The organism is Rhodophyticola sp., assembly GCF_965284195.1.
In the GTDB taxonomy this organism is placed as follows: Bacteria; Pseudomonadota; Alphaproteobacteria; order Rhodobacterales; family Rhodobacteraceae; genus Rhodophyticola.
The window spans coordinates 1,509,831-1,522,857 of record NZ_CBDIRM010000001.1; the positions used below are offsets into that span (position 1 = coordinate 1,509,831).

A 13,027-nucleotide genomic window follows, 5' to 3' on the forward strand; every position below is an offset into this window, starting at 1 on the left:
GGTTTGTCACCTCCAGGTGCGCGCGGCCATCTCGGTCAACACGCCCGCGATCAGCCCGCCCGCGGCCAGCGCGATCAGAACCGGCGCAGTCTGCATTTGCCAGAAATACTCCAGAAACAGCTCCAGCGCCGCGGTCACCGCCTCGCCCGGCTGGTCATAGCGCAAACTGGCCGATCGCCGGAACATCTCCCGCAGCGCGTAGAACGCGAGACCGAAAAAGGCGATCTGGACGGATGTGCGGAACCCGTTGCCCAGCGCCGCGGAAAACCCCGCGCCCGCGCGCCCGCCCATCACGTACCACCCCTGCCACAGGCCGATGATCGCGATCGAGGCGGGGAAATACGTGGCAAGCTGGCCTTCGGGGAAGGTGTCGGTCACCAGATAGCCGGCGACATACCCCACCCCGGCAAACAAGATGGCGCCGACAAGTTTGGCAGCCGTCAGCATCTCAGCGTGGCCGGGTCACGGTAATCTGCGTGACATCGCAATTGCCGAAATGGAAGGACGCCGCGCAGGAGGTGAGGTAGAAATTCCACATCCGGCGGAACCTGTCATCAAAACCCAAGGCTGCGACCTCCTCCCAACGTCCGTTGAAGGTGTCATACCATCTGCGCAGCGTCTGGGAATAGCTTTCGCCAAATTCGATCGCGCCTGTGACTTCAAGGCCCGCCTTGGCGACCTCGGCCCTCAGCACGCTTGGCGAGGGCAGCATCCCGCCCGGAAAGATGTATTTCTGGATGAAATCGACGCCGCGCCTGTAGATCTCCCACCGCCGGTCCTGAACGGTGATGATCTGAAGCGTGGCATGCTTTCCGGGTTTCAGCCTGTCCCGCAGACTCCTGAAGTAGACGGGCCAGTATTTCTCGCCCACCGCCTCGAACATCTCGATGGAGGCGATACCGTCATAGGTGCCGCGCTCATCGCGATAATCCTGCATCTTGATCTCGACCCGGTCGCTCAGCCCGAGGCGTTCCATGCGGGCCACGGCATAATCATGCTGTTCCTGCGAGATGGTCAGACCAGTCACTTTCAGGCCGCGCTCCCGGGCGGCGTATTCGGCAAATCCGCCCCAGCCACAGCCGATCTCCAGCACATGGTCGCCGGGCTGCGCGCCCATTTCGTCCACCATCGAGGCATACTTCTGGATCTGCGCGGTTTCCAGCGGCTCCTGCCCGGTGACGAACAGCGCCGAGGAATAGGTCATCGTGTCGTCCAGCCAAAGCCCGTAGAACTCGTTGCCCAGATCGTAGTGATGGGCGATATTCTTTTTCGCCTGCCGCTTGCTGTTCGACTGCATCCAGAACCTTAGCCGCTCATAGGCGCGGATCAGTTTCATGCCCAGAAACCCGTCATAGATCTCGTCGTTCTCGGCATGGACCAGATCCATGAAGGCCTGAAGGTCCGGCGTCGACCACCAGCGGTCGAGATAGGCCTCGCAGAACCCCAGATCGCCTTCGCGGATCAGTCGGGCGAAGATGTCGGGATTGTGGATATGCAGCTCGGCCACCGGGCCCGGCGCGCGCCCCTCGGCGCGGAACACCCGGCCATCGGGCAGGTGCATGTCCAATCGGCCGTTGGCCATGTCCCGGGCCTGATCGAAGACCGCGCCGAAATAGCGCGGCAGTTCGGTTTCTCCCTTGGTACTTGTTTTTATTGTCATTGTTTCCCCGTTTTTACCTGGGTCATCTTGCGCGAAACCGTCGGGCGGCCTCAAGCGAAATAGACCGGCGCCCCCGACGCTGCAGTGTCAGAAATCGCGATTTTCATAAGCCTCCAGCGCCCGCGCCCGCCCCTCCGACAGCCCCACCACCGGTGTCTCCGGATAGGCGTCGTCGGGCGCCATATGCCAGTTTTCCGGGATCGCTTCGAAATAGGACAATGCCTCCTCCCCCGGCGCATCGGAGAGCTCGGCCACCCATTTGCGGCGATATTCCTGCTCCGCGTCGAACTTCTCGGCCTGGGTCTCGGGGTTGAAGATGCGGAAATAGGGGGCCGCGTCGGGCCCCGATCCGGCGACCCATTGCCAGCCCATCGCGTTGGAAGCCGGATCCCAGTCCACAAGGCACTCCTCGAACCACGCCTGACCGACGCGCCAATGGGTCATCAGATGCTTGGTGAGATAGGAGGCCACAAGCATCCGCGCCCGGTTGTGCATCCGGCCCGTCACATACATCTCGCGCATCGCCGCATCGACCACCGGCAGCCCGGTACGCCCGCGCTTCCAGTCGCGCACCTCTTTCAGGCGCTCATCCTCGTTCCACGGGAAGCTGTCCCAGCCCTCGCGCCAGTTGTCGCGGGTGATATGCGGCGTGTGGTAGACCAGATGATAGGCGAAATCGCGCCAGATCAGTTCCTTGACGAAATGCTCGGCGCCCTTGGCGCCGGTCTCCGCCTCCCGCCACCCGGCGTGCCAGCAGGTCCGGGCGCTGATCTCGCCATAGCTCAGCGGCTCGCTCAGGCCGGAGGTGGCGTTCACGTCCAGAAAATCACGTTTGGCCTTGTACTCCGCGATCCGCTCCTGCGTGAACATGTCCAGCCGGTCCCGCGCCGCGTCCTCCCCAAGCAACAGGTGCGGGCGCACTACATCCGCGCCGCGCCGCATCGCGGCCCCCATCTGCCAGTCGTCAAGGCTGTCCGTCGCGGGCCATGTCCCGGGCGCGGGGATCTTGCCGGGCGCGGCCAGCGGTTCGGGCACCTCCACTCCACGCACCGCCCGCCAGAAGGGCGAATAGACCTTGTAGAAACCGCCCGCCCCGGTCTCGACCCGCCAGGGTTCGAACACGACATGCCCGCCATGGCTGACGGCGTCCAGCCCGTCATCCTTCAGCGCGGATTTCACCGCCTCGTCCCGCCGCCGGGCGTCCGGATCGTAAAGCCTGTTCCAGTGAACCGCCTGCGCACCCGTCTCGTCCACCAGCGCGCGCAGCACCTCCAGCGCCGCGCCACGGCGCAGGGTCAGACGGCTGCCCGCCTCTTTCAGGGTTTCCGCGAACCGCTCCACCGCAAGACCCAGCCGCCATTTCGGGGCCGCGCCGTGACCCTCCACCAACTCGTCGAGAATGAAGACCGGGATCACCGGGTGCCCGCCTTCACAGGCGGCCCGCAAGGCGGCATTGTCCGCAAGGCGGAAATCCCGGCGCATCCAATAGATAACGGGTGTCTTGCTCATCATGCTGCCTGCTGTCTTGTTTTGGCCCAAGCTAGCGCGCCAGAGCCAAGGTCAAGCGCTCGCCCGTCTTCCGATGGGAAAACAACGTCGCGGGCAGCGCCGAGCCTGCCTTGCCACGCCGGGGCGCGGCACGGTGAAAGCCCCCTTCCCATCCGCGCCGATTGTCCCGGTCTCAGGCCGTTACATCCACCACGACGCGGCCACGGACCCCGCCTTTCAGGATCGCCGCGCCAAGCTCGGGCAGATCGGCCAGACCCGCGGGATGGATCATCGCCTCCAGCTTTTCCATCGGCAGGTCGCGGGCGATCCGCCCCCAGGCCCGGACCCGGTTGTCATAGGGCTGCATCACGCTGTCGATCCCCAGAAGGTTGACGCCCCGAAGCAGAAATGGAATGACCGTCGCGGGCAAACCCGCCCCGCCCGCCAGCCCCACCGCGGCGACCGAACCGCCATAGGCCATCTGGCCCAGAACGCGGGCCAGCATGGCGCCGCCCACCGCATCGACGCAGCCCGCCCAGGTTTCGGCCTCCAGCGGGCGCTTGACGGTCTCGTTGATCTCCTCGCGGGCGACGATCCGCGCGGCACCGAGGGATTTCAGATAAGCCTCCTGTTCGGGCCGCCCGGTCACCCCGGCAACCCGATATCCCAGATTGCCCAGAATCGCCGTCGCGACCGAACCGACACCGCCCGCCGCACCGGTCACCAGAACCTCGCCCCTGTCCGGCGTCAGCCCGTGATCCTCCAGCGCCATCACCGCCAGCATCGCGGTAAAACCCGCCGTGCCCACCGCCATGGCGGACCGGGTGGTCAGGCCCTCGGGCAGCGGCACCAGCCAGTCGGCCTTGACGCGCGCCTTTTCGGCATAGCCGCCCCAATGCACCTCCCCCACGCGCCAGCCGGTCAGGACAACCTTGTCGCCGGGCGCATAGCGGGGGTCGTCCGATGTCTCCACCGTGCCCGCGAAATCGATGCCCGGCACATGCGGATAGGTCCGCACCAGCCCCCCGCCCGGCCCGATGCACAGCCCGTCCTTGTAGTTTAGAGTGGAGTACTCCACCGCGACCGTCACCTCGCCATCCGGCAGCCGCGCCTCATCAATCTCCTGCACCTCGGCGCTGGTCTTGCCGGTGTCTTCGTTCTTTTCCACGATCAGGGCGCGCATGGCGTCTCTCCTATTTCAGAATCCAGAATGTCTCGCGGACCACCGCGTCGCGGGGCCCGTCCTGTGTGATCACCGTCAGCGCCGTTCCGGGATCCCAATGGGTCATGCGGACCATCCCGATGGCAACACCCTCCCCGAAATCCGGGGAGACCGCCGCCGAGGTGACCTGCCCCACCCGCTTGTCGCCGGCCATGAGAGGCCAGGGCCGGTCGCAGGGCGGCAATGTCCTGGTCGCAATCGCAATCGGGCGGATCTGTTGCACGGGCCCTTCGCGCGCCACCCGCAGCAGCGCGTCGCGGCCGATGCAGCCCACCGCCGTCAATGTATCGCAGAACCGGCCCAGCCCGCATTCATGGGGCGTATTGGCCGCCGTCATGTCGTTGCCATAGCTGAACAGGCCGCTCTCGATCCGCTCGATGCCGTTGGGACAGCCCGCGCGCACATCCTGATCGCGCCCCGCCTCCATCAGCGCATTCCAGAGTGGCATGCCGATATCGCTGCCATCGACATAGATCTCGAACCCGCCCTGTCTCGAATAGCCGGACCGTGCGATCACCAGATCGCGGCCCTGAAACTCGAAATACCCGAACCGGAAGAAGCGCAGATCCCGGACCCCGTCGCCGAAGATGCGGGCCGCCAGATCGTCCGCCAGCGGGCCCTGGATCGCCAGCGGCGAGATGTCGGGCTCATCGACCAGCACATCCAGCCGGAACCCCTGCGCCACGCCCTTGACCCAGAGCAGCAGGTCGCTGTCGGCAATGGAGATCCACCACCGATCCTCGGCCAGCTTCACGGCCACCGGATCGTTCAGCATACCGCCCGTTTCATCGACGATGGGCACGTAATAGCATTGGCCGGGCAGCATCCCGCGCAGATCGCGGGGCGTCAGCATCTGCATCAGACGGGCCGCATCGGGCCCGCGCAGTTCCACCTGTCGTTCGCAGGCGACATCCCAGATCTGCACCGCCTCTTTCAGATGACGGTAATCCTCTTCGACACTGCGGAAAACCGTTGGCAGCAGCATGCGGTTGTAAACCGAATACGCTGTCACGCCCGCCGCTTCGACACCGTCGGAAAACGGCGTGCGGCGGATCCGGCGGGAGGGCGAAATCAGCGCCATTCCGGTATCTCCCCGGGCATGTAGGGCAGATCGGTGGGCTCGGTTGCGCAGCCCGCGGCGGTCAGCATCGCGTGGACCTGGCCCCGGTGATGGGTCTGGTGGTTGAATATCTGCATGACGCAAAGGGCGCGGCTGCAGGTCATCTGGGTGCCGGTCGACCCCGAGATCCAGCTCAGATCGCCCTCAAGGTCGCCTTGCCCGATGGACCATGCCCAGGATGCGATCCGCGCGTCGAGCTTCGGGCGTTCCGCCATCAGGGCGGGCCAGTCATAGGCCTCCGCCGTTGCCTGAGAGGTATCAACCTTCACCGGCCCCGGCCCGCCGTCGAACCGCGCTATCCAGAGCATGTCTCCCCACAGCAGATGGCTGAGCGTGCCTTCGATCCCGCCGAAGAACGCGCCGCGATCCCGGCGCCGCGCCTCGGGCGAAAGCGCGTCGGCCGCCTGAAACATCCATTGGTTCTGCCAGGCATTGTAGCGCGCCATGGTCTGGCACCATGCGGGGGTGATCATCTGCCCCCACCCGCGCTGCCGCCCCAGTCAATGGGACAGATTTCCGCCGATTTCCCGCCGAAATCCCAGATCCGTCCGAAATCGCGCACCTTGGACTTCAGGCCCACGGCCGCGATGATATCCGGGCCCATCCAGTATTTCGAGTTGGAGATCATCACCGGGTGATCCGGGCTGGCGCCATCGATCATCTCGATCTCGCCCTGGATCTTGCGGCCCACATACAGCCCGCGTTTCCTGCCCTCGCGCACGATCTCCACCTTCTCGCGCTCGGCCCCGACGATGTCGGACACCAGCATGGTGAAAAGGCCCGTCGTGCCCCCCGCCGCGCCCGAGAAGATCTGCAGGATACCGTTATAGGCCTTGCCGCTGGCGCGCTCGTCCACATAGGCCGCGACCTTCCAGCCGCCTTCGGCCATCCGCCCCGGGATCTCGACCATCAGGCCCACATTCAGGCCCGAAAGATCCTCGCCCTCGTAATGCCCCTCGTCGATGGCGATGGCCATCCAGGCGCGGCAATCCCCCTCCGTCGGGGGGTGTTTGCCAAGCGACACCACGCAGGGGCAAAAAACCGTGCAGGAGCAGTTCAGGAACAACTCCCCCTTGATCGCCCAATCCGTGGGTCGCATGCGCCGCCGCTTCGGATTTTCCATGCGCTGGTCGATCCGCTGGCTGATCGGCAACCGATCCGCATCGGGGCGTTTTCTGGCGGGCATCGGGTCTCTCCCTCTTCTATCCTTGAAACAACGGGCTGGCGATCACGGCGATCCCGCTCAGGATCAGAAGCGCGCCAAGCGGTCGGGTGACGTGGTGGCCGATCTGCGGCAGCTTCTCCAGCACCATGAAGAACGTGGCGAGGCCCATCCAGAGCAGGTTCATCACGCCACCGGCGAAGCCGAGCGCCATGAAGCCCCAGCAACAGCCCACGCAGAATACGCCAAGCCCCAGCCCCATGCGCAGCCCCCCGGCGGCTCCGCGGCGCCAATGGCCCAGGAAATAGCCCATCGGCGAATGGCAGACGCCGTGACATATCTCCTTGGTGCGGGTGAACTGGAACAGGCCCACGGCAAGCAGCAAACCGCCGGCGACCAGCGGCGAACGGGCGATCCCCAGCATGTCGATCACACCGCCGAACAGCAGCGCCAGCTGAACGCTCGTGATCACCGCCGCGAAGCAGAGCCAGACAAGGAAATAGCCCGCGAGCACACCGATCCAGCCCATGCGGGTGCCATCGGCGCTGAGGATCAGGTCGTCATAGGCGCGCAGGGTCGGCACCATGGTGGGCAGCATCATCGCGGCCATCATCACCGCCCACATCCCGAAAAGCGGCCCGAACTCCGCCATCGGCATGGCCATGTCCATCCGCGGATCCATCGCCGCCATGCGGGCGGCCATCTCGTTCGGGCGGCCCAGCAGATCGAGCCCCATGCCCGTGGACATGGAATACATGATCCACCACGCCCCGAGGATCAGGGCGAAAACCCCGAGCCAGAGCGTGGTTCGAAACGGAATGCGGGTCAAATCTGCCCCTCCCAAAGAGCGAGACTCAGCTTGCCAACCTTAATGTCAGACCTTTAAATGTCTGACAAATGAAAATCGATCCGAACAGCACCGCCGATCTGTCGGCCCAGATCGCCAAGGCGATCCGCGATGCGATCGTCTCCGGCGCGCTCATCGTCGATGCGCGTCTGCCGTCGGAGGCGGAATTGGCCGAGCAGTTCGAGGTGTCGCGCCCGACCGTGCGCGAGGCGCTGAAGCGGCTGGCCGCGCAATCACTGATCCGCACCCAGCGCGGCGCCTTTGGCGGGGCCTTCGTGAACCGGCTGAGCTACGAGGAGGCCTATGGCCAGCAGATCACGACCTCCACGCTGCTGTTGTCGATGAACTCGGTCGGGTTCGAAACCGCCTGCGAGGCGCGGTTCGCGCTGGAGCGCGCCTGCGCGCCCCTGTCGGCGGAGCGGCGCAGCGCCGATCATCTGGCGACGATGCGCGCCGAGATCCACCGCCAGTCGCAGCCCGGCCTGACGGACGAGGCGTTCTGCGCCTCCGACGTGGCGTTTCACCGGGCGCTGGTCGATGGCGCGTGCAATCCGGTCCTCAGCTACCAGCTGGCCGGCGCGGTCGAGGCGATGCAGCCGCTGATGAACATGATCACCTTCACCGCCCGGTCCCGCGGCGCTATCGTGGAGCTGCATACCGGCATCGCCGACGCGGTCGAGGCGCATGATGGCCCGCGCGCCGTGGCCGGGCTCGCGTCGCTGGAGGCCCATACCCAGGATCTGGCCCGCACCGTCATCACCGCGCGCGCCAGATCCCGCGACGGCTGAACCCGCTCTTTGCTCTTGCGAGCGACCGTGCGCTTTCCTAACCTCTGCTCTGGTTTTTCACCTCTTTCATCTCATGAGGACCAGACACCATGACCCACCGATTTCTGCTTGGCACGGCGACCGCGCTTGCGTTTGCCCTTCCCGCCTTTGCCCAGGATGATGACCTGCTGGTCTTCGATTACTCGGGGTTCGAGGATCCGAGTTTCCACCAGCCCTATATCGATCAGCATGGGGAAAGCCCGACCTTCGTGTTCTTCGGCGACGAGGACGAGGCGTTTCAGCGGCTCGTGTCCGGGTTCCGCTCCGACGTGACCCATATCTGCGCCGGATCGGTACCGCGCTGGCAGGCATCCGGGATCATCGAGGCGTGGGATACCGGCCGGATCCCGGCTTTCGGCGATCTGGACGGCAGTCTGCTGGGCGAGGACGTGATGGCGGGAACGGCGGAGCTGTTCTTCCTGCCGACGGATTACGGCTCCACCGCGGTCACCTACAACACCGATGAGGTGACCGCCGAACAGGTGGCCTCGCTGCAGGTGTTCAACGATCCCGCCTTTGCGGGCCGCCTGTCGATCCCGGACAATGTGGATGATGCCTATGCGCTGGCCTATCTCGCCACCGGGGTGAGCGACTGGTCCGATGTGAGCGACGCTCAATTCGAGGCGGCGACCGATTGGCTGCGCTCCATTCACGAGAACCTGCGCACCTACTGGACCGATCCGGGCGAGCTGGGCCAGCTGATGGGGTCTGGCGAGGTGCTGGTTGCCTGGGCCTGGAACGAAGTGCCGGTGGCGCTGGCCGATGAGGGCTTCCCCGTCGGGTTCGAGCGCAACACCACGGAAGGAACCTCCGTCTGGCTCTGCGGCTACGTGAACATGGCCGACGGCCCGGGCAGTGAGGACAAGACCTATGATTACGTGAACGCGCTTCTGGATGTCGCCTCCGCCCAACCGCTGATCGAAGGCGGCTTCGGCTCGGCCAACACGGTGGCGCTGAACGCGCTCGGGGCCGAGACGCTGGAGGCCAACGGTCTGGGTGAGGTCACGGTGCCGGTTCTTGCACAGCTTCCGATCTCGAACGAGCAGCGCCAGCGTCAAGCTGAAGCGTTCGAGCGGATCAAGGCCGGGTTCTGATCCGCCGCTGACAGGGCGAAAAGGGCGTCGCGCAACCGCGGCGCCCTTTATCCTTTGGCCCGGTCGCCTTCTTTGGCCCGGTCATCGGCGCGGGCGCAACCGCCTGCCCAATGCGCGGCGCCCGCCTGTCAGGTCACAAGCTCAGCCATGCGCCGCAAGCGCGTTGTCGGCTTCCGCCTCGGCCAGGATCCACTGGCGAAAAGCCCGTATCTTCGGCATGTTGCGCCGCGCGGTCGGATAAATCAGCCAGTAATGACCGCCATCGGTGCTGACCCGGTCGAAGGGCTGCACCAGACGCCCGGTTTCCAGCTCGTAGCGAAAGAACCTCGGCGTCAGCATCGCAACGCCCTGACCGGACAATACCGCCCTGACCTCAAGCGTCTGCGCCCCGAGATGGCTGCCCACCCGATCCGACAGACCGTCGGTCGCGACGCCCGCCTCGGCCAGCCAAATCTTCCAGAACGGATCTGCCGGGTCGATGAGTTGCAGGTTCAGAAGATCCGCGGGGCTTTCGATCGGGCCTTCCGCCTCAACAAGCTCAGGACTTGTGATGGGCGTGAATTCCGACGGGAACAGCGCATGCGCCACCACTCCCGGCCAGTCACCCGTGCCATAGCGGATCGCCAAATCGATTTCATCCTGAGCGAAATCGATAAGCTTCGGATCGGATTCCACGCGCACGGCCAGATCGGGATGGGCCATTTGGAACCGCCCGATGCGGGGCGCCAGCCAATTGGTCGCAAACGTGGGCAGCGCGCTGATCGCCAGCGTTCGGTTCAGGGCGTCCTGATCGGCGCCATAGGTTGCGCGCAACCTGTCGAACGCCTCGATCGTCGGGGTGGAAAGCTGGCGGCCGATCGCGGTCAGCGTCACCTTGCGGGCCTGCCGCAGGAACAGGGGCGCGCCGATCCGCTCCTCCAGCATCTTGATCTGATAGCTGACCGACGCCTGGGTCATGCCCAGCTCCGCCGCCGCCTCGGTGAAGTTTTCATGGCGGGCGGCGGCCTCGAACACCCGTATCGCCGCAAGCGGCGGCAGCCTGACGACCTTCTTCATAAGCCCACCTTATCCATGAGACGGTCCGTTCAATTGGTAACAGATGCTTTCCCGTATCATATTCAGTTCCAGAGATTGAAACCACCTATATCAGAGGTATCGCACATGTTTCTCCGAGACCTATCAACCCACGCCGCCAGAACCGCCCGGCGGATGCGCCGCTCCCTGACCGGTCACATCAGGCACACCCCCTCGCAGGATCTGGGGGATCTGCCGCCGCATATCCGGCGCGATATCGGGATCGACACAAGTCGGGGGCCCTTCCGTCCGCTGGACCGCCGCTGACACCTTGCCCGCGCGGCGGGCAAGTCTTTCCCCTGTCGAGCTTGCTTGAAATCCGGCCCGCGAACCCCCATAGTCAGAGTGTTCCGGCAACGGGACTATGGACATAAACGCGCTCGCAATAAGCGGATCGGACCCGGGGGCGGTACCCGGCGGCTCCACCAAACCTCGCTCATTTGGCGATCATGGGGCCGAAACAGGATCGACGAACGTCTAAAGGGGTTAGCTTTGTCCCGGTGAGGTACCACCGTTATCGGTCCGAAACGTACAGTTGCAAATGACAACCGTGCTCCGGCAATGGCTCTGGCAGCGTAAGCTGCTTAAGTCGCCGACTTTAAGCCCTTGCGCCTAGCAGCGTAAGGCGGGGTTCGCAGGCACCTGGCAACAGAAGCCTGCACTTCCCTCCCCCCTTCCTCGCTCCTCCTTCATCTGTCTTGCCCATGCGGGCGGGCCATCCGGCGACGCCTCGCTCCATCGGGGAGCCGCCCTGCGGATGCCCCTCCGATCCCGGCCCTCGCGCGATGTTTTTTCAACTGCAAGTGATCCATCCCGACACCCCGCCCGTTTAAGTGGAAACTTGGCAATGCAGGGAGAGCCATATGCTTGGCGCACTGACAACGGTCGATATCGTCAACATGCTGGTGGCGTTTCTGACGATTGGTCTGGGTCTCACCGGCTGGCTGGCCCCCCGCTGGACGATGGACCTGCTGGATATGCGTGCCGGGCCCAGCAACATGGCCTATACGGAGATTTCCGCCGCGTCGGGCTGTCTCTTCGTCGGGCTGGCCGGTGGTGCGCTCCTGCTTAACGAACCCCTCGGCTGGCTGGTCATGGGCTTTGCCTATGCGGGCGCGGCAATCGGGCGGATCACGTCCATTTTCCGCGACGATGCCGGATCGCGCCAGAGTTGGACCTTTTTCGGTTGCGAGGCATCGCTCGCGGCATGGCTGGTTCTGGCCAATATCTAGCGGCGGCGCAAAGCCCATCGGCTTTCAATCCGAAACGAATCTTCTATGGTGAAAGGGCATATGCCGCCAGCCGGGGAAGAAATGCCAGACACACCGCCGGACACCATCGCCTATGGCCGCCTGATGCACCGCGCGATGCGGGGTCTGATCCAGACCGTCTTGCAGGATGTGGCCGATCACGGCCTTCCCGGCGAACATCATTTCTTCGTCACATTCGACACCCGGCACCCCGAGGCGGATCTGGCCCCCTGGCTGATCGACCGCTACCCCGAAGAGATGACCATCGTCATCCAGCACTGGTATGACGGGCTCGAGGTCGATGACGAAGGGTTTTCGATCACCCTGAATTTCGGTGACAACCCGGAATCCTTGCGCATTCCCTTCGATGCGATCCTGACTTTCGTGGACCCGTCGGTGGAGTTCGGTCTGCGGTTCGAGACAAGGGGCGCCAAAAGCGACGACCCCGAAGACGACCCGCCGCCGCCCGATGGCGACGCGCGCCGGACCCGCGCCGACGATACCGCAGAACCCCCGGCGGTTCGCGATGCCGAAGTGGTCAGCCTGGACCGGTTTCGAAAACCTCACTGAATGCCCCCCGCGCCCGAGCTTTGATCTTGCCTGACGGGCGCATTCATGACTTGTGACCGGCAACGCCTTTCAGCACCCGAGGACGTCCCCCGATGGCAAGCGATTTCCGGCTTTTCATGACCCAGCTTCTGAAACGGCCGCATCAGGTCGTGGCCCTTGCGCCCTCTTCCGAGGGGCTGGCGCGCGAGATGGCCGCGCGGGTCGATCCGGCGGCCGGGCCGGTGATCGAGCTTGGTGCGGGCACGGGCAAGATCACGAGGGCGATCCTTGACCGGGGCCTGCCGCCGGAACAGCTTCATTCGATAGAGATGAACCCGGTGTTCTGCGATCGCCTCCGCGCGGCGTTTCCGGGCCTGAACGTCTATCAGATTTCCGCAGGCGATGTGGGCACCCTGCCGGTCGAAGATGCCCAGGCCGTGATCTCGGGCCTGCCGCTTCTGTCGATGCCGGTTGCCCTGCAACGCGCGATCCTGACCGGCACGGTCACCAAGGTCCGGCCCGGCTGTGACTATGTGCAGTTCACCTATGGCCCGAAGCCGCCGGTGACGCCCGTTATCCGCGAAGAACTGGGTCTCAGCTGGGATATCAGCCACAAGATCTGGTGGAACATGCCCCCCGCCCGGGTCTACCGGTTCCGCCAGGCGACGGCAGAGGCGAGTGCCGCGTCCTAGGCGGGGCGCGATTCTTGCCGTTGCACCCGGCCCGCTGCCCGG

General features: G+C 64.9%; 14 protein-coding genes and 1 other RNA gene. 6 read left to right on the forward strand and 9 right to left on the reverse strand.

Annotated elements, in window-relative coordinates; all coding sequences use genetic code 11:
• Positions 1-6 precede the first annotated feature (6 nt).
• The 8 genes from ACQ651_RS07500 to ACQ651_RS07535 form a co-directional block, all read right to left on the reverse strand.
• Positions 7-447, reverse strand: a complete 441-nt coding sequence (locus ACQ651_RS07500; RefSeq protein ID WP_227286552.1) for a TrgA family protein — start codon at positions 445-447, stop codon at positions 7-9.
• Between the two features lies 1 nt (position 448).
• Complete coding sequence (locus ACQ651_RS07505) at positions 449-1,660, reverse strand: class I SAM-dependent methyltransferase (protein WP_375552195.1); 1,212 nt, start codon at positions 1,658-1,660, stop codon at positions 449-451.
• Positions 1,661-1,747: 87 nt separating this feature from the next.
• Positions 1,748-3,172 (reverse strand): cryptochrome/photolyase family protein, encoded by a 1,425-nt coding sequence (locus tag ACQ651_RS07510; protein WP_430448944.1) that lies wholly within the window; start codon positions 3,170-3,172, stop codon positions 1,748-1,750.
• Between the two features lie 169 nt (positions 3,173-3,341).
• Positions 3,342-4,331: an acryloyl-CoA reductase gene (gene acuI, locus ACQ651_RS07515; RefSeq protein ID WP_430448945.1), complete on the reverse strand. Its 990-nt coding sequence runs from the start codon at positions 4,329-4,331 to the stop codon at positions 3,342-3,344.
• A 10-nt stretch (positions 4,332-4,341) separates the two neighbouring features.
• Positions 4,342-5,451, reverse strand: coding sequence for a dimethylsulfoniopropionate demethylase (locus tag ACQ651_RS07520; protein ID WP_430448946.1), 1,110 nt, complete (start codon positions 5,449-5,451; stop codon positions 4,342-4,344).
• Entirely contained in the window at positions 5,442-5,963 is a 522-nt protein-coding gene (locus ACQ651_RS07525; RefSeq protein ID WP_430448947.1) for a DinB family protein, read from the reverse strand. The genes ACQ651_RS07520 and ACQ651_RS07525 overlap by 10 nt, the downstream gene beginning before the upstream one ends.
• On the reverse strand, positions 5,960-6,676 hold the full coding sequence (locus tag ACQ651_RS07530) for a DUF1326 domain-containing protein (protein WP_227286560.1): 717 nt from the start codon (positions 6,674-6,676) through the stop codon (positions 5,960-5,962). Before ACQ651_RS07530 ends, ACQ651_RS07525 begins: the two co-directional genes overlap by 4 nt.
• 16 nt (positions 6,677-6,692) lie before the next feature.
• Complete coding sequence (locus tag ACQ651_RS07535) at positions 6,693-7,409, reverse strand: DUF2182 domain-containing protein (protein WP_430450316.1); 717 nt, start codon at positions 7,407-7,409, stop codon at positions 6,693-6,695.
• 140 nt (positions 7,410-7,549) lie between these two features.
• Between ACQ651_RS07535 and ACQ651_RS07540 the strand changes: the two genes are divergently transcribed.
• Together ACQ651_RS07540 and ACQ651_RS07545 are read left to right on the forward strand one after the other, a co-directional pair.
• Positions 7,550-8,287, forward strand: a complete 738-nt coding sequence (locus ACQ651_RS07540) for a FadR/GntR family transcriptional regulator (protein WP_430448948.1) — start codon at positions 7,550-7,552, stop codon at positions 8,285-8,287.
• Positions 8,288-8,376: 89 nt separating this feature from the next.
• Positions 8,377-9,420 carry an extracellular solute-binding protein gene (locus ACQ651_RS07545; protein ID WP_430448949.1) on the forward strand — a complete coding sequence of 348 codons (1,044 nt, stop codon included), beginning with the start codon at positions 8,377-8,379 and terminating at the stop codon, positions 9,418-9,420.
• A gap of 141 nt (positions 9,421-9,561) precedes the next feature.
• Here the strand turns inward: ACQ651_RS07545 and gcvA are convergent, their stop codons facing one another.
• Positions 9,562-10,476: a transcriptional regulator GcvA gene (gene gcvA, locus ACQ651_RS07550; protein WP_430448950.1), complete on the reverse strand. Its 915-nt coding sequence runs from the start codon at positions 10,474-10,476 to the stop codon at positions 9,562-9,564.
• Positions 10,477-10,802: 326 nt separating this feature from the next.
• Here gcvA and ssrA point away from each other — a divergent pair.
• The 4 genes from ssrA to ACQ651_RS07570 all read left to right on the forward strand — a co-directional run bounded on the left by ssrA (position 10,803) and on the right by ACQ651_RS07570 (position 12,985).
• Positions 10,803-11,157: a transfer-messenger RNA gene (gene ssrA / locus ACQ651_RS07555) on the forward strand.
• Between the two features lie 200 nt (positions 11,158-11,357).
• Positions 11,358-11,726 carry a DUF4345 family protein gene (locus tag ACQ651_RS07560; RefSeq protein WP_121897841.1) on the forward strand — a complete coding sequence of 123 codons (369 nt, stop codon included), beginning with the start codon at positions 11,358-11,360 and terminating at the stop codon, positions 11,724-11,726.
• A gap of 81 nt (positions 11,727-11,807) precedes the next feature.
• Positions 11,808-12,314 carry an SspB family protein gene (locus ACQ651_RS07565; protein WP_227286568.1) on the forward strand — a complete coding sequence of 169 codons (507 nt, stop codon included), beginning with the start codon at positions 11,808-11,810 and terminating at the stop codon, positions 12,312-12,314.
• A 92-nt stretch (positions 12,315-12,406) separates the two neighbouring features.
• Complete coding sequence (locus tag ACQ651_RS07570) at positions 12,407-12,985, forward strand: class I SAM-dependent methyltransferase (RefSeq protein ID WP_227286569.1); 579 nt, start codon at positions 12,407-12,409, stop codon at positions 12,983-12,985.
• Positions 12,986-13,027 lie beyond the last annotated feature (42 nt).